16 protein-coding genes and 1 tRNA gene are annotated in these 16,758 nt (G+C 56.7%); 12 read left to right on the forward strand and 5 right to left on the reverse strand.

What is annotated here, in order from left to right; translation table 11 throughout:
• Positions 1–118 precede the first annotated feature (118 nt).
• The 5 genes from PSH88_RS09805 (at position 119) to PSH88_RS09825 (ending at position 4,465) form a co-directional block, all read left to right on the forward strand.
• Positions 119–352, forward strand: coding sequence for a hypothetical protein (locus tag PSH88_RS09805; protein WP_305426026.1), 234 nt, complete (start codon positions 119–121; stop codon positions 350–352).
• Positions 353–564: 212 nt separating this feature from the next.
• Entirely contained in the window at positions 565–906 is a 342-nt protein-coding gene (locus PSH88_RS09810) for a ribonuclease E inhibitor RraB (protein ID WP_008005633.1), read from the forward strand.
• 380 nt (positions 907–1,286) lie between these two features.
• The gene (locus PSH88_RS09815) at positions 1,287–2,696 is read left to right on the forward strand and encodes a circularly permuted type 2 ATP-grasp protein (protein ID WP_105339690.1); all 1,410 of its coding nucleotides are present in this window, start codon (positions 1,287–1,289) and stop codon (positions 2,694–2,696) included.
• A 12-nt stretch (positions 2,697–2,708) separates the two neighbouring features.
• Positions 2,709–3,659: an alpha-E domain-containing protein gene (locus PSH88_RS09820; protein WP_047531601.1), complete on the forward strand. Its 951-nt coding sequence runs from the start codon at positions 2,709–2,711 to the stop codon at positions 3,657–3,659.
• The gene (locus PSH88_RS09825) at positions 3,656–4,465 is read left to right on the forward strand and encodes a transglutaminase family protein (RefSeq protein WP_305426028.1); all 810 of its coding nucleotides are present in this window, start codon (positions 3,656–3,658) and stop codon (positions 4,463–4,465) included. Before PSH88_RS09820 ends, PSH88_RS09825 begins: the two co-directional genes overlap by 4 nt.
• A 124-nt stretch (positions 4,466–4,589) precedes the next feature.
• Here PSH88_RS09825 and PSH88_RS09830 read toward each other — a convergent pair whose 3' ends face one another.
• Complete coding sequence (locus tag PSH88_RS09830; protein WP_305426965.1) at positions 4,590–5,411, reverse strand: c-type cytochrome; 822 nt, start codon at positions 5,409–5,411, stop codon at positions 4,590–4,592.
• A gap of 637 nt (positions 5,412–6,048) precedes the next feature.
• Between PSH88_RS09830 and PSH88_RS09835 the strand changes: the two genes are divergently transcribed.
• The 3 genes from PSH88_RS09835 to PSH88_RS09845 all read left to right on the forward strand — a co-directional run bounded on the left by PSH88_RS09835 (position 6,049) and on the right by PSH88_RS09845 (position 10,258).
• Complete coding sequence (locus tag PSH88_RS09835; protein WP_305426030.1) at positions 6,049–7,254, forward strand: acetyl-CoA C-acetyltransferase; 1,206 nt, start codon at positions 6,049–6,051, stop codon at positions 7,252–7,254.
• A gap of 38 nt (positions 7,255–7,292) precedes the next feature.
• Entirely contained in the window at positions 7,293–9,437 is a 2,145-nt protein-coding gene (locus PSH88_RS09840) for a 3-hydroxyacyl-CoA dehydrogenase NAD-binding domain-containing protein (protein WP_305426031.1), read from the forward strand.
• A gap of 107 nt (positions 9,438–9,544) precedes the next feature.
• The gene (locus tag PSH88_RS09845; RefSeq protein WP_305426032.1) at positions 9,545–10,258 is read left to right on the forward strand and encodes an amidotransferase; all 714 of its coding nucleotides are present in this window, start codon (positions 9,545–9,547) and stop codon (positions 10,256–10,258) included.
• 68 nt (positions 10,259–10,326) lie between these two features.
• On the opposite strand, the gene PSH88_RS09850 is transcribed toward PSH88_RS09845, so the two are convergent.
• From PSH88_RS09850 to PSH88_RS09860, 3 genes are all read right to left on the reverse strand, one after another.
• Positions 10,327–11,298 carry a magnesium and cobalt transport protein CorA gene (locus PSH88_RS09850; protein WP_305426034.1) on the reverse strand — a complete coding sequence of 324 codons (972 nt, stop codon included), beginning with the start codon at positions 11,296–11,298 and terminating at the stop codon, positions 10,327–10,329.
• A 144-nt stretch (positions 11,299–11,442) separates the two neighbouring features.
• Positions 11,443–12,165 carry a lysophospholipid acyltransferase family protein gene (locus PSH88_RS09855; protein ID WP_008073003.1) on the reverse strand — a complete coding sequence of 241 codons (723 nt, stop codon included), beginning with the start codon at positions 12,163–12,165 and terminating at the stop codon, positions 11,443–11,445.
• 214 nt (positions 12,166–12,379) lie between these two features.
• Positions 12,380–13,069, reverse strand: coding sequence for a crotonase/enoyl-CoA hydratase family protein (locus tag PSH88_RS09860; RefSeq protein WP_123496361.1), 690 nt, complete (start codon positions 13,067–13,069; stop codon positions 12,380–12,382).
• Positions 13,070–13,377: 308 nt separating this feature from the next.
• On the opposite strand from PSH88_RS09860, the gene PSH88_RS09865 reads away from it, so the two are divergent.
• The 4 genes from PSH88_RS09865 (at position 13,378) to PSH88_RS09880 (ending at position 15,329) form a co-directional block, all read left to right on the forward strand.
• Positions 13,378–13,467 (forward strand) — tRNA-Ser (locus tag PSH88_RS09865).
• A 519-nt stretch (positions 13,468–13,986) separates the two neighbouring features.
• Positions 13,987–14,451 carry a hypothetical protein gene (locus tag PSH88_RS09870; RefSeq protein WP_305426036.1) on the forward strand — a complete coding sequence of 155 codons (465 nt, stop codon included), beginning with the start codon at positions 13,987–13,989 and terminating at the stop codon, positions 14,449–14,451.
• A 53-nt stretch (positions 14,452–14,504) separates the two neighbouring features.
• Positions 14,505–14,930, forward strand: a complete 426-nt coding sequence (locus PSH88_RS09875; protein WP_305426037.1) for a hypothetical protein — start codon at positions 14,505–14,507, stop codon at positions 14,928–14,930.
• A gap of 183 nt (positions 14,931–15,113) precedes the next feature.
• Entirely contained in the window at positions 15,114–15,329 is a 216-nt protein-coding gene (locus tag PSH88_RS09880; protein WP_305426038.1) for a hypothetical protein, read from the forward strand.
• Between the two features lie 270 nt (positions 15,330–15,599).
• Here the strand turns inward: PSH88_RS09880 and PSH88_RS09885 are convergent, their stop codons facing one another.
• Positions 15,600–16,592: a hypothetical protein gene (locus PSH88_RS09885; RefSeq protein WP_305483523.1), complete on the reverse strand. Its 993-nt coding sequence runs from the start codon at positions 16,590–16,592 to the stop codon at positions 15,600–15,602.
• Positions 16,593–16,758: the final 166 nt, after the last annotated feature.

Raw genomic sequence — 16,758 nt, forward strand, 5'->3', positions numbered from 1 at the left:
GCATTCTCGGAGCACCTACTTTTCATACCTTTGCGGTGTAAATCCGTTTGAACGATCACTCAAGGTAAAAGTCCAGATAGAAGTAAGCCCATCCATGGGTTTTATCGAGGAGGCACCGATGCAAAAGTGGAAAATCACTTTCGTGGATGATCATGGTGAAATTGTCGATGAAGTCTTCGAGCGTGCCGAATGCCCCAGCGACGATGAGGCTGCCCAACTGATCAAGGAGCGACTCCTTCCTGTCGCCGCCGAACTGGACATGAACGATCTGGAAGGGCGAACCCCCGATGCAGGCGCCAAAAGCCTGAAAACCCAGTACAGCATCGAAATCCGCAGCATCACCCCAATCTGAATCTTCCTGTCTATCACTCACCAGACCTTGGCAGCAGCTCTGTCTTGAGGCTACTCTGCAAGCGAGATCAGCGAATGACTCGCTAAGGTCTGGTCTTGTCAGCTACATGCTTGTTTCCCGTCGGTAACCTCTGTTGCCGTATCGCTCTCACCAATCGGTTGAAAGTGCAGGGAATACGGAAAGTCTATCCATCAGTCTGAGGGGGACGTTTCATGAGCACAGCCTATCAAGAAGACATCAGCAGCAGCGTGCTGCGCCGCATGAAAGAAGGCGGTTTCGACTTTTCACGATTCCATCCCATCGAGTTCTACGCCATTTTCCCGGACGAGGAGCGGGCACGCAGGGCGGCAGGTCATTTCAGTGGTGAATCCTTGAATGCCCAGATCAGCGTGAGGGACGACGGCGCGTGGCATCTGGAACTGAGCAAAGTGATGTACGCCACCTATGACGGGATCGGCGACTTTGAGCAGGACTTCGAGGCGGTGGTCGAGCCTCTGGGCGGTATCATCGAAGGATGGGGCGTCAAACAGGAGGTACGAGGGCTGCTCGCATAACTTTATGAACAGTGACAACACTCAGCAACGGCTGACCTTTGGGTTGGCCGTTTTCGTTTTTGCTATATGAAAAGCAAGATCAAATGGACAAAAAAAAAGCCACCTGAACAGGCGGCTAAAAGGGAAGAACAATAAGGTTTCCAGCGAATGCGCCGATTATCCGCATCGCCCCCCGGGCAGTGAAATCAACTCTGGCTATGCTGCTGATAGGCGACAGCATTGCTTCGCCATGAAGCGGGGGCGATCAGGTTGGGGCATTTACCGCACAGGATTGGTGCGGCGGGTGCGACGCCGTTATCCAACTGATTGATATCAAAGCGTTTATGCCGATGGCACGGGCCTTGCGAAGGCTTGGATGTCCGGGTGACAAGGAGTACGGCATGATCCGCACCTATTTTGATGAGATGTACGATGCCGGCGGCCAGGTCCGCCCGCATTATCGGGAGTTTGCCCGTTGGCTGGCCGAAACGCCTGACGAGCTTTTGGCACAACGGCGACGCGAGGCCGATCTGTTATTTCATCGTGCCGGGATTACATTCACGCTCTATGGTGATGAGCAGGGGACAGAGCGCCTGATTCCCTTCGACACCATTCCCCGCAGTATCCCCGCCAGTGAATGGCGGGTCGTCGAGCGCGGCTGCATTCAGCGGGTCAAGGCATTGAACATGTTCCTTGCCGACCTCTATCACGAGCAGCGCATCATCAAGGCCGGCATCATCCCGGCCGAGCAAGTACTGGCCAACGAGCAATACCAGTTGGCGATGCAAGGCCTGGATCTGCACCGCGATATCTATTCGCACATTTCCGGCGTCGACCTGGTGCGCGATGGCGACGGCACGTACTACGTGCTCGAAGACAACCTGCGTACCCCCAGCGGCGTGAGCTACATGCTCGAAGACCGCAAGATGATGATGCGCCTGTTCCCCGAGTTGTTTGCGGCCCAGCGCATTGCGCCGATCGACCACTATCCGAATTTGCTCCTGGACACCCTGAAAAGCTCCAGCCCGCTCGACAACCCGAGCGTGGTGGTGCTGACACCGGGGCGCTTCAACAGCGCGTTTTTCGAGCATGCGTTTCTGGCCCGGGAAATGGGCGTTGAACTGGTGGAAGGCGCAGACCTGTTCGTGCGTGATGACAAGGTGTTCATGCGCACCACGGACGGGCCGAAAGCCGTCGACGTGATCTACCGGCGCCTCGACGATGCCTTCCTCGATCCGCTGGCGTTCAACCCGGATTCGATGCTCGGCGTGCCAGGACTGCTGTCGTCCTATCGCTCCGGCAACGTGGTGCTGGCGAATGCCATCGGCACCGGGGTCGCGGACGACAAGTCGGTGTACCCCTTCGTCACGGACATGATTCGTTTCTACCTGGATGAAGAGCCGATTCTGAAGAATGTGCCTACATGGCAGTGTCGTAATCCTTCTGAACTGTCCCACGTGCTGGCCAATCTTCCAGAGCTGGTAGTCAAGGAAACCCAGGGCTCCGGTGGTTACGGAATGTTGGTGGGGCCGGCGGCAACGGCAGCGGAAATCGAATCTTTCCGCGAGCGGATCAAAGCCAAGCCCCACGCGTACATCGCCCAACCGACGTTGTCTTTGTCGACCTGTCCGACCTTTGTCGAAAACGGCATCGCTCCACGCCATATCGACCTGCGTCCGTTTGTATTGTCTGGCCGCGAAACCCGGGTTGTGCCCGGCGGTTTGACCCGTGTCGCCTTGCGCGAAGGCTCTCTGGTGGTGAATTCCTCCCAGGGCGGCGGAACCAAGGACACCTGGGTGGTCGAGGATTGAAGGAAGCCTGCCATGTTAAGTAGAACTGCCTCGGATCTGTATTGGATGTCGCGTTACCTGGAGCGGGCCGAAAACCTCGCACGGATGCTCGACATCAGTTATTCGCTGTCACTGATGCCTCAGGACGGTCGTGGCGATGGCTTGCACGAACTCGCCATGCCGTTGCTGATCACCGGCACTCTGGACGATTACCTGGAGCGTCATGGCGAACTGCATGCCGAACGGCTGCTGCACTTTTTCGCTTTGGATGCGGCCAACCCGGCGAGCATCTACAGCTGCCTCGGTGCTGCGCGAGCCAGCGCCCATGCGGTGCGTGGGCGAATCACCGCTGACATGTGGGAAAACATCAACGCTACCTGGCTGGAAATTCGCGGAATCGCCGAGCAGGGCTTGAGTCGCTACGGCATGAGCCGTTTCTGTGAGTGGATCAAGGAACGTTCCCACCTGTTCCGCGGCGCGTCCTACGGCACCATCATGCGTAACGACGCGTTCCGGTTCATTCGTCTGGGCACCTTTATCGAAAGGGCTGACAACACCTTGCGCCTGCTCGACGCCCGTTACGAAATGGCCGGCGATCAGGCTGAAGCAGTCAGCGACGGCACGGCTCACGCCTATTACCAGTGGAGTGCCTTGCTACGGGCCTTGTCGTCGTTCGAGGCTTATACCGAGATCTATCGCGACGCCCCAGGCGCCCGGCATGTGGCCGAGTTGTTGCTGCTGCGCGCCGACGTGCCGCGCTCCCTGCGGGCCTGCACCGAAGAAATCGACCAGATTCTCGCCCAATTGCCGGGGGCCAACGGCCGTCCCGCGCAACGTTTGGCGGCAGAAATGGACGCGCGCCTGCGCTACACCGGTATCAACGAAATCCTCGACGAAGGCCTGCACGCCTGGCTGACCGAGTTCATCCCGCTGGTGCGCCAGTTGGGCAACGCCATACACAGTTCCTACCTGGAGGCGGCATGAGACTTTCCATTAGCCACGAGACCACCTATCACTATGAAGATCAGGTGCGGGCGAGCATCCAGTACCTGCGATTGACCCCTCATGACAGCGAGCGCCAGCACGTGCTCAGCTGGCAGCTCGATTTGCCACGCCCGGTGCGCGCGCAACTCGATCCATTCGGCAACATTCTGCATGTGCTCACCCTGGATGAACCTCACGAAGCGATCATCATCGGCGCCCGAGGGCAGGTGGATATCGACGAACTGCGCGAAGCCGAGCATGAAAGCCAGTCGGCGCTGCCGTTCCTGCGCTTCACGCGCCTGACCGAAGCCGACGAAGCGCTGCGCGCATTCGCCGAGAAGGCCTGCAAACAACGCCGGGATCGTACGGCGCTGATCGATTTGATGCATGGCCTGAACCAGCACATGACCTACACGCCGGGCTCCACGGAAGTAGACACCAGCGCCGCCCAGGCTTTCGCTGGGCGTTCCGGGGTCTGCCAGGACCACGCCCATGCGTTTCTCGCCTGCGCTCGCAGTCTGGGCATTCCCTCGCGTTATGTGTCGGGGTATTTGTACAGCGAGAACAGTGAACACCTGGCCAGTCACGCCTGGGCTGAAGCCTGGCTGGATGACGCCTGGTATAGCTTCGACGTGACCAACGAACTGGCCCGCCCGGAGCGTCACCTGAAACTGGCCGTGGGCCTGGACTACCTCGACGCCTGCCCGGTGCGCGGCATGCGCCGTGGCGGTGGGTGCGAGCAGATGCATGCGAAGGTGTTTGTGTCGCCGACGCCTGCGCCGGTGATCTCAGTGCAGCAGCAGTAAACCTACACGCTGATCGTTCCCACGCTCTGCGTGGGAATGCCTCCACGGACGCTCCGCGTTCGGCTCTTGATGGGACGCAGAGCGTCCCGGGCTGCATTCCCACGCAGAGCGTGGGAACGATCGGTTACGGCTTAACTTTGCGTCCCGCCATATGCTTCAAATACCCCACCAACAATTCCAGATCCTCCTCCGGCAACACCGTCGTCGCGAACGCCGGCATCTTCGCCTGCGGCCACTGGCGCAAGCTCTGCGGATCTCGAATGTAACGCTTGAGGAAATCCGCGCCGAAGTACTCGGTCGGGTTGAACGGAATATTCAGGTCCGGCCCGAACTGCGCATCCCCCGCGCCATTCAATCGATGACAGGCCAGGCAGTTCTTCTGAAACAGCGCAAAGCCCTTGTTCACCGGACCGTCCGCCTTCAGCGCAGGATCGGGCAGCAGGGCAGGGAAGCGCTCGGCCACCGGGGCCATGCGCTTGATGCTCGCTACTTCGAACGGCCATTGCTCGGGGCTGATATTGCCCGCTTGTGGATCGGTCCAGACCAGATAAAACGGCCCCGCACTGTGCTTGCCTTCTGACAGCGGCGGCCACGGCTGGGCCGGGTCTTCAATCGCCAACCAGGCCCGCGCGCCTTGGGTATTGAGCAGCGGGGCGGCGGCCAGTTCGGCGGCAAAACCGTCCAGGGCAACGGCTTGCAGATGATCGTCAGGCTTGATGCCCGTCAGCAACGCCGCCAACGGCACGGCGCGATAGCTCATGTCCCGTTTGTAGGAAACGTCGTTAGTGATGGTGATTGTCTGAACCTGAGGATGCTTGAGCAATTGCTCGGTCTGCCAGGTGCGAGAACTCGCGCCTAGCTCCAGACTCAGCTGTGCGGCAGACAGAGGCATGCTGAGCAGCAAGGCCCCAAATAGAATGAGCGCTTTCAAGTGATCGCCGTCCATGTCGTGGAAGTGCGCAAAGGTTGGCACAGCCACGCTGACCCGGGTAGCGAGCCAATCACATTTTTTATCAGGCGAAATGAAAACCCTGATGCCCGATCAGCCAATCACCTTGGTCAGGTTCGGCAAAATCAACAACAGTGTAGTGGCGAATAGAATGAGCCCGGCTTGACGAACTTTCGAATGCTTGAACATGGCTTGACCGCCTTTTTTGTTATTTCCTGATGCCTGCCTGCACATATCCATGACGGCAGAGCGCTGCACTTCCTTGTAGAACGAGTGCCTCGGCAAAACCCGACGACAACTTCGTACAGGTTTACCTTAGGGCCCGCGTCACGATTGGCTTAGATCCATTTCGTATGTGCTGAGCACTCTGCGCTTTTAAAAAAGCATGAGGCTTATGGCCAGCTTCTTGGGCGCCCGTTTGCTAGACAGCTTGGTGACTTGAATCGGTTTATCCGATAGCAGACTACCGTTCGTCTGAGCGTGACCGTCAACGCACATGAGCACTGTGGTCATTGAATCCACGGCTGCTCGGCATAAGGTGAGGGCATAAAGATCAGGGTCACACGGCCCCCTGTAGGCGCTGCCGAAGGCTGCGATCTTTTGAGTTTCATTCACCTTCAGGTTCGAGGACGTCATGACCCAAGCTTTGATATTCGACGCGTTACGCACGCCCCGTGGCAAAGGCAAGGCCAATGGCGCCTTGCACAGCGTCAAGCCAGTGAACCTGGTGGCCGGACTGCTGACGGCGCTGCAGCAGCGCACGTCCCTGGACACCAGTCAGGTCGATGATGTGGTGCTCGGCTGCGTGACGCCCATCGGCGACCAGGGTTCTGACATCGCCAAGACCGCCACGCAAGTGGCCGATTGGGACGTCAGCGTGGCCGGCATGCAGCTCAATCGCTTTTGCGCATCGGGGCTGGAAGCGGTGAACCTCGGCGCGATGAAAGTGCGTTCCGGCTTCGAAGACCTGGTGGTGGTCGGTGGCGTCGAGTCGATGTCCCGCGTGCCCATGGGCAGCGACGGCGGGGCTTGGGCGCTGGACCCGGAAACCAATTTGCACAACCACTTCACGCCCCAGGGCGTGGGTGCCGACCTGATCGCCACGATTGAAGGCTTCAGCCGTCAGGACGTCGATGCCTTTGCCTTGCGCTCCCAACAGAAGGCCGCACGGGCGCGGGCGAACGGTTCGTTCAACAAGTCGCTGGTGCCGGTGCAGGACCAGAACGGCATCATCCTGCTCGATCACGATGAGTTCATTCGCGCCGAATCGACAATGGAAGGCCTGGGCAAGCTCAAGCCAAGCTTCGAAATGATCGGGCAAATGGGCTTCGACGCCACGGCCTTGCGGGTTTACAGCCAGATCGAGCGGATCAACCACGTGCACACGCCGGGCAACAGTTCCGGGATCGTCGATGGCGCGGCGCTGATGCTGATCGGCTCCGAGGCCAAGGGTCGGGCGTTGGGCTTGCAGCCACGGGCGCGAATCGTCGGCACGGCGGTCACCAGCACCGACCCGACCATCATGCTCACCGGCCCGGCACCGGCCACTCGCAAGGCGCTGGCCAAGGCCGGGCTGCGGGTCGAAGACATCGACCTGTTCGAAGTCAATGAAGCGTTCGCCTCGGTCGTGCTCAAGTTCATCAAGGACATGGCCATCGACCCCGACAAGGTCAACGTCAACGGCGGCTCCATCGCCATGGGCCACCCGCTCGGCGCCACCGGCTGCGCGATTCTCGGCACGTTGCTCGACGAACTGGAAGCCCGGCGCCTGCGCTATGGCCTGGCGACATTGTGTGTCGGCGGCGGCATGGGCATTGCCACCATCATCGAACGCCTCTGAGCCTGCCTTTAAGAAAATCCGACTCAAGGAAAATTGCCATGACCCAAGCCATCCGTTACGAAAAGGGTCAGGACCAGATCGTCGTCCTGACCATCGACATGCCGGGCCAGAGTGCCAACACCATGAACGCGGTCTACCGCGACGCCATGGCCACCTGCGTCGCCCGACTGGTCGCCGACAAGGAGGCCATTGCCGGCGTGATCATTACCTCGGCCAAGAAGACCTTCTTCGCTGGTGGCGACCTCAATGAACTGATCAAGGTCGGCAAACCCGAAGCCAAAGCCTTTTACGACATGGTGCTGACCCTCAAGGGCCAACTGCGCACCCTGGAAACCCTCGGCAAACCGGTGGTTGCCGCCATTAACGGCGCGGCACTCGGCGGTGGTTGGGAAATCTGCCTGGCCTGTCATCACCGCGTCGCGCTGGACAACCCGTCGGTGCTGCTGGGCCTGCCGGAAGTCACCCTCGGCCTGTTGCCGGGCGGCGGCGGGGTAGTGCGCATGGTCCGCATGCTGGGCATTGAAAAAGCCCTGCCGTATCTGCTTGAAGGCAAGAAAATCCGTCCGCAACAGGCGTTACAGGCGCGATTGATCGACGAGTTGGCAGCCGATCGCGATGAGCTGATGGCCAAGGCGCGGGCGTGGATTGTCGCTCACCCGGTCGCTGTGCAGCGCTGGGACGTGAAGGGTTATCAGATTCCTGGCGGCACGCCGTCGGATCCGAAGCTCGCGCCGATGCTTGCTATCACGCCATCAATTCTGCGCAGCAAAACCCAGGGCTGCCTGCCCGCGCCAGAGAAAATCCTCTGCGCCGCGGTGGAAGGCGCTCAGGTGGATTTTGACACCGCGCACCTGATCGAAACCCGCTACTTCACCGAGCTGACCACCGGGCAGGTGTCGAAAAACCTCATTGGCACGTTCTGGTTTCAGCTCAATGAGATCAATGCCGGTGGCTCCCGGCCCCAAGGCATAGCGCCTTATGTGACGAAGAAAGTCGGCGTGCTCGGCGCCGGGATGATGGGCGCGGGCATCGCGTTTGTCAGCGCATCGGCCGGCATCGACGTGGTGCTCAAAGACATCAACCTCGCCGCGGCAGAGAAGGGTAAGGCCCACTCAGCGACGTTGCTGGACAAGAAAATTGCGCGTGGTCAGTTAACTCGTGAGCAGCGCGGGGAGATTTTGGCGCGAATCCATGCCACCGAAAACGATGCGGACCTGGCGGGTTGCGATCTGATCATTGAAGCAGTGTTTGAAGATCGCGAACTGAAGGCCAAGGTCTCATCAGCCGCGCAAACAGTTGTCGGCCCGGACGCGGTCATCGCCTCCAACACCTCGACCTTGCCGATCAGTGGCCTGGCCACCGCCGTGCCGGACCAAACGAAATTCATCGGCCTGCATTTCTTCAGTCCCGTGGAGAAAATGCCACTGGTGGAAATCATCAAGGGCGTCCATACCAGCGACGAAACCCTGGCTCGCGGATTCGATTTCGTCCTGCAAATCAAGAAGACGCCAATCGTGGTCAACGACAGTCGCGGCTTCTTTACCTCCCGAGTATTTGGCACCTTCACCAACGAAGGCATCGCCATGCTTGGCGAAGGCGTGAGCGCGCCGATGATCGAGACCGAAGCGCGCAAGGCCGGCATGCCTGTCGGGCCTCTGGCGATCTCCGACGAAGTTTCCCTCAGCCTCATGAGCCATATCCGCGAACAAACTGCCAAAGACTTGCGCGCAGAAGGGAAAAACCTGATTGAGCACCCGGCGTTCGCCGTGATTGACTTGTTGCTCAAGGAATACAAGCGTCCGGGCAAGGCCGCTGGAGGTGGTTTCTACGATTATCCGGCCACAGGGCAGAAGCATTTGTGGCCAGAGCTGAAAAGCCGCTTCGAGAAAGCCGATGGGCAGATTTCGCCGCAGGACATACGCGATCGACTGCTGTTCGTACAAGCCATCGAAACCGTGCGCTGCATGGAAGAGGGTGTGCTGACTTCGACGGCGGATGCCAACGTCGGCTCGATCTTCGGCATCGGCTTCGCGGCCTGGACTGGCGGTGCGCTGCAGTTCATCAATCAGTACGGCGTGAAAGACTTCGTCGCCCGCGCCCAGTACTTGGCCGAGCAGTACGGCGAGCGCTTCACACCGCCTGCGCTGTTGCTGGAGAAAGCCGCCAAAGACGCGTTGTTTTAAGGGACGTTCTAAGGGACCGATGACGCGTTCCGGGGCTTGCCTTGCCACTGTGTTTCAAGGCAGGCTCTGGGGTGTGCATTATTCCCTTCATGTGTCAGGTATTTTTTATGTCGTTACGCATCTGCATTCTGGAAACCGACATCCTGCGTCCGGAACTGGTCGATCAATATCAGGGTTACGGGCAGATGTTCCAGCGTCTGTTTTCGCAGCAACCCATCGCTGCCGAGTTCACCGTGTACAACGTGATGCAGGGCGATTATCCCAGTGATGACGAGACCTTTGATGCGTATCTGGTCACCGGGAGCAAGGCCGATTCCTTCGGCACCGACCCGTGGATTCAAACCCTCAAGACCTACCTGCTGAACCGCTACGAGCGCGGCGACAAACTGCTGGGCGTGTGCTTCGGCCATCAACTGCTGGCACTGTTGTTGGGCGGCAAAAGTGAGCGAGCGACCCAAGGTTGGGGCGTCGGCACCCATAGCTACAAACTCGCGGCCAAGGCGCCATGGATGAGCCCGCTGAGGGAAGAGCTGACGCTGCTGATCAGCCACCAGGATCAGGTCACCGCGCTACCGGAAAACGCTACGGTGATTGCTTCGAGCGATTTCTGCCCGTTCGCCGCGTACCACATCAACGATCAAGTGCTGTGCTTCCAGGGGCATCCGGAGTTCATTCACGATTACTCACGGGCGTTGCTGGATATTCGTCAGCAGCATCTGGGCGAAGAGGTTTATCAGAAAGGTATGGCGAGCCTGGAGCATCCTCACCATGGAGCGACTGTTGCGGAGTGGATGATGCGGTTTGTGGCGCACAAGCCTTAGTCGGATGTTTGATCATTCCCACGCTCCGCGTGGGAATGCATCCCGTGACGCTCCGCGTCACACCATACTCACAACCACCCCGACCGCTTGAAACTCGCCCATAAACTGACGCACCCAACGGCAATAAACCCCAACACCCCGAAATACCCATAATGCCAAGTCAACTCTGGCATGTCCTCGAAGTTCATCCCGTAGATCCCGGCCACCGCCGTCGGGAACGCCAGAATCGCTGCCCACGCCGCAAACTTGCGCTGCACCACGCTCTGGCGCGACGCCTCCAGCAACACCCCGACCTCGATGGTCTGGCTGGCAATGTCCGCCAGGGTCGTGAGGTCTTCCATCTGCCGCGTGACATGAATCTGCACATCGCGAAAGTACGGGCGCATATTCTTGTCGATGAACGGAAAGCTCAGATTTTGCAGTTCCTCACCGATCTCCACCATCGGCGCCGCAAACCGGCGCAAGCGTAATACATCGCGACGCAGGCCGTGGAGTTTCTGGATGTCGCGTTCGTTCAGGGAACCGCAGAGGACATTGGTCTCCAGCTCATCGATCTCGGCATGAATCGCTTCGCCCATCGGCTGGTAGTTTTCAATCACGAAGTCGAGGATGGCATAGAGTACGAAATCTTCCCCATGCTCCAGCAACAGCGGCCGCGCCTCACAACGCTGTCGGACATAGGCGTAGGACGCTGAATGACCATTGCGTGCGGTAATGATGTAGCCCTTCCCGGCAAAGATATGAGTTTCGATGAACTCCAGTTTGCCTTCATTGCGGATCGGCGAATACGTGACGATAAACAGTGCGTCGCCGAACGTTTCCAGCTTCGGTCGGCTGTGTTTTTCCAGGGCGTCTTCGATGGCCAGTTCATGCAGGTTGAACTGACGTTGCAGGTTGAACAGCTCTTCGGCGTTCGGTTCTTCCAGACCAATCCACACAAAGTGGCCAGGCTTGGCAGCCCAGGCGGCGCCTTCGTCGAGGGTAATATTGGTGACTTTCTTACCGGCACTGTAAACCGCAGCAGCAACGACTCTACCCATGATAGTGATTCACTTCTTATTAGCCGCTTTCTATAAAGACTGGCGGGGCCAGGCAGGATTCAGCTTAACCTTGTCTGCTGCTTGAGAGTCAGCAAAATCTGTAGAGTTCGCAGGCAAAAGAAAACCCGCACAGGGCGGGTTTTTTCAGGCGGCTTGCAGTTGCCGATCCATCGAGTCGATGCACTCGCGCATCTGCTCGCGACACTGGGCGATCAGCATCGGCATGTCATCCAGACTCAATCCAGCCGTAGGAATTGCCGGTAGCGAACGGATCAGAATCTTCCCACTGCGCCAGCGGTTCAATCGCATGTGTTTGACGTAACTGCTGACACACACCGGCACGATTGGCACGCCCGCGGCAATCGCCATCTGGAACGCGCCTTTTTTGAATGGCAGCAGCTCTTCGCCGAGGTTGCGCGTGCCTTCCGGGAAAACCCAGATCGAGGTGTCTTCATGCTGCAAGGTGCGAGTAGTGGTCAGCATCGACTGGCGTGCCTTGTGCGCATTGCCGCGGTCAATCAACACATTGCCGGCCAGCCAGAACAGCTGCCCGAACAACGGCACCCACTTCAGGCTCTTCTTGCCAATGCACACAGTGCGACGGGGCACCACGTTGCCGAACACAAACAGATCGTAGTTGGACTGGTGGTTGGCAATGATCACACAACTGTCAGGCTTATCCATCAACGGCCCGACGTCGGCCTTCACGCGCAAACGCAAAATGCACATCGCCGGCCACGCATACAGACGCGCGCATAAACGGCTGTTGTCCGGATTAAACGGCCGACACAGACCGAGAATCACCCCAAGCATACCGGCCAGAATAAAGTGCAAGCCCATCAATAACATACGAAACACAAACAGCATTTACAGGGCCCACCGGGACAAAAGGTGGCGCAGTGTACGGATGTGCACTGTTTTCGGCAATTGCCGCTATAGAAGTGGGAGATAGCCGATGTTTGAGCGCATGTTTCCGACTTATGGGTCAGATGCGGCCTAGAGCGCTTGAAAGGTTTTAAACCAGACACGTAAGAAAAAGCCCGACACGACGGTCGGGCTTTTCGGTGCAACGCGTAGGGGCTTAACCCATATGCTCCTGATCCAGGATGATCGCGTTGTCCAGCGTCTCCAGCAGCGCCTTGCGCACTTTCAGCTTGGTGTTCTTGTGGGCAGTCATGTTGAGCTTCTTCAACTGACGAGCCGCCGCCAGCGCCGCGCCTTGCAGCTCTTCGGCCGACACCACCAGATCAAGGAAACCGGCATCCACAGCACTCTGCGGATTGAACATCTCAGCATTGATCACCGCACGGTGAAACGCCGACTTGCGCAGACGATCACGCGCCAGCTCGATACCGGCGTGGTGCATGGTCATGCCGATCTGCACTTCGTTCAAACCAATGCTGAACGGGCCATCGACACCAATGCGGTAGTCAGCCGACAACAGAATAAACGCACCCTTGGCCACCGCATGCCCAGGGCAGGCCACGACCACCGGGAACGGGTGCGACAGCAGGCGACGAGCCAGGGTCGAACCGGCAGCTACCAGCGCAATGGCCTCTTTAGGGCCTGCCGTCATCACCTTCAAGTCATAACCACCCGAAAAAATACCCGGCTGACTGGTAATGATCACCACCGCCCGATCCGCCACCGCCCGATCCAGCGCAGCGTTAAACGCAACAATCACATCCGGCGAGATGGCATTGACCTTGCCATTGCTCAAGGTCAGGGTCGCGATACCGTCTTCGAGATGGTAGGAAATCAACTCACTCATGACGCCAATCCTTCTAATAAAGTAGGGCAGACGTTACCCACCGCCGTAGACCAGGTAAAGCGCCGTGAGTGACCGCCCGGTCACCCTTTTCCCCGCCCGGCAAGCGTTGCCGGCCACGCCAGCCGCGCATTCCCCTCTATATAGAAGAGGGCGCGAAGCCGGAGATTGGCGGGTTTGCCATGGCACGGCACCCACAGGAACAACTAAATCGCTAACCGCATGAAAATTCTGCAAAAAAAGTTTGCCATCAGAAAAGCTTTCGACTACATTAGCGCGCCTCGACAGACAGAACATGTTTGACGAGATACGGTGAAGTGTCCGAGTGGCTTAAGGAGCACGCCTGGAAAGTGTGTATACAAGAAATTGTATCGAGAGTTCGAATCTCTCCTTCACCGCCACATTCTGCAAACACAAACCCCTGATTTTCTTAGAGAAAGTCGGGGGTTTGTGGTTTTTTGCGTCTGAAAAAGGGCCATATGGGAACAATATGGGAACACGGCCTGCATTTATGAGATTTTTCTCAATCCCCGGAGTGAAAGCAAACCGACTGTTTTCAACAGAATTGACCAAAAGAAGCCATTGGCTCGGCCTAGAATGCTAGCCAGGTCCGCTTTTCGCTCTTGTTTCTGTGTGTATCACCAGGTCGGTTACGCGATATCTACCTAGCTTGTCCCCAAGGGAGGGGAGTTTGCTGCTGCGGTTTCGCGAGTGATGCTCCTGACCCAACCCAACCCAACCCAACCCAACATGAATTGATTTGAGGAACAAAGCCGAGTAGATGCCAGGCTAGTCGGTAATGGGATAGTGCACGAGACGGTCTACACTCAATGCTGGTAACCACCCGGGATGGTCAGCGCCGCCAAGTAATGGTGTTTGGTTAAATCTCCCTCAGTCGTTCCATCGATATGGAGTGGAGCATGAATATAGAGTTTATTAAGTTCAAAGGAGAATTGGGAAAATTTTGCGATCAGGATTACTGCGCCAAGATTCTTGACGTCGTTTCATTTTATGAGGAAAGGATTCTCCGTTTTTACGAAAAAGTTAGAATAGATGAATTGAACGAGGTTCGGCTAGGCTTCGTCGATATGACTGGTATCGTTAATAATGCATCCTTGAAGAGGAATAATGAAGATCACGGCATGTTCCTGATTAGATTGACATTTGATTGTAATGATGACATTTCGCTTATAATTGCCCATGAACTGTGCCACATGATGCAATTCTTGTCCGGATGGATGGACAGTGCATCTGATGATCCAGATGTTGTAATTTGGAAGGGCGAAATATTTAGAAAGAGCAACCTTGGTCCCCTAAATATGCCTTGGGAGAAAGATGCAAAGAAAAATTCGTTTTCCTTGTGGCGGGAATATGATGGGTGGTAGGAGGCATTGAGGCCTGCAATAGAGACTTACGCATTGGTAAAGGAAAAGCACAAATGACTACTAATACGGTAACGGCGAAGACAGTGGAGTCCTTCAAAAGCGGTCTGGGCGGTGCCCGGTTCGCCCAGCTATTTGCGATACTTGAGGAAAACGGGCTCCGGCCGCTCGGTAAATCGAATACAGGCACACTGCTGTTCCAGGCCATTGACAACGACGGCACTGCGCATGATGTATTGGCGTTCCGACGTGAACCCGTCTCTGTCCTTTCGTTCCCAAAGTCCTACTGGCTTTCTCGCAAAGAACTGCGTAGCAGCTTATGCGGGGCGTTTGAGCCCAATGAGCAACCAACTGCGATTCCTGGTGTAGGTTCGAACTCGAATGAGTCTGCCGGCCAAGTAGCGATCAACAAAAACACCCTAGAGCGCGTGAAGGAACTTTGCGTCGAGGTATGTAATCGTGTGATTTCGACTCACGGCTGAGCGCAATTCTTTTGATCTAAATGAATTGATCCTGATTTTATAGACACCACGATTGGCCTGTTTGGGGTGAAAGTAGCCAGTGACAGCTTCATCAGTTGACCATACTCCAATCAACCTATTGCAGGTTCCAATTGGGGGCACTGTTGCTGCTATGCTTGGGCTTTCTCGAAAGGAGTCGACACCATGCGAAGCGATTATTCACTGTCGGATGTACTGGAAAGGTTGTTCGAAAACCAGCAGGCCCTAGAGGCGGCAATTATGGAGTTGACCCTGCTGATCGAGGCGCAAGGGGTACAGGAAGTGGGCGGGAATGTCCGTGGCGCACTGTGGACCATGGGTGAAAACGCCGGCCATATCAAACAAGGCCTGGCTCGATTGAAGAAATTGGACATCGGCTAACCGAATGTACACCAAGGGCCCGTCAACAGTCATGTCGAGGTGAATTCGGTTAGCCAGTCCAGTTCACCTCACAGTCAGCTATCGGCGAGGCTGTGTAAAAACGTTTTAGAACACGTTTGACAGTCGGGGCTGGAACACAAAAATCGCGCTCCTACGTAAATTTCTGGTCTGCTGATTACACAAGCACCAGAAGATTTTACGTAGCAACGCAGACTTCAAAACGGCACATGCATTTTTACACACTCTGCACCAAAAGCAGTCGTACGTTGCTTAGTCCAAAGGTACGCACAGATAGCTCAACGGCAAGACAAACTTGCTCTGCAGTAAATCTAAATATTTCGCATCGTCACCGTATAAGGGCTTTCGTCCCACAGCAACCAAACTGATCTTTTTTTTGCGCACTTGAGTATGGTAGGCGTATTCGAGTAACTGCCCGATAGCTTGCCGCAGGACGGTGCGAGGCAACAGATCTGACTTAATCTCATAGAGGATGAGCGCATCCTGGGTCTCTACAGTTATATCGATGTATTCACGCTCCGCACGAACGATGTCGGTTGGATAATCTTTCTTCAGCTGCTCGAGTAGTTTCTTCTGCATCCTTGTATGCTCAGCTGTGCGCTGATAAGTCACCGTCCTGGTGGTAGGTTTGATCTTGGGGATAGTGATCCAGTCCTTGCCATTAGGTTTCCGTCGCCCTCCAGGCGTTTGGTCACCCTGGACAACCACAGAATAGAGCTGATAGCGCTTGCACCGCTCTATGATTGGATCGCCGGGTTTCGAGTACTCATCAACGTCGTAAAGCGTGACGTTATCCAACCGAAATCGAATGTTGAATACGTATGGGGCATACTCGTCATGCCCCAAGTCCTCTGGATTGCGACCAAGCTGGATAATCTCTTCACACATCTCTTGAAGCCAGCCATTTCTTTGGAACAATGCGAGCGCATCTTGCGCTTGACGGTCGGTAAGGCATTCCACTTCTCGAATTTCACCTACGTACCGACGTTTCGCTTTTGGCTCAATGCTGAAGAGGTGCAGATCGAATGGCTGCGCGTCCTTGAGCAGTCTATTGCGGCTTTTGTTCACGCCTTGCACGAAGGCGTAACGCCAACCATCAACGATCCAATCATCTCGGAACAACCATTCCTCATGGCCGAACCCGAATTTGCTTGTATAGGAGCTTTTCACCTCTTTGGCCTGCGCTACGCCTGAAGGCTTCTTCCAGTTGTCCGTGTTGTAACAAAGCCTCGTTAGATACTTCATCGCCGCTTCCTGCATGAGGGATATCAGATGGAAGTCACTTTATAGCTCGCTGAGATTTGTAGCCAGCGACGAGCCGCATAACTCATTCAACAGCTCGTCGGTTTGCTAGGCATCTTCACCGGCCGGGTCGAAAGCTGTCGGCCAGCTCCAGAGGGCAAAATTGCGA

It is taken from the genome of Pseudomonas wuhanensis, from assembly GCF_030687395.1.
In the GTDB taxonomy this organism is placed as follows: domain Bacteria; phylum Pseudomonadota; class Gammaproteobacteria; order Pseudomonadales; family Pseudomonadaceae; genus Aquipseudomonas; species Aquipseudomonas wuhanensis.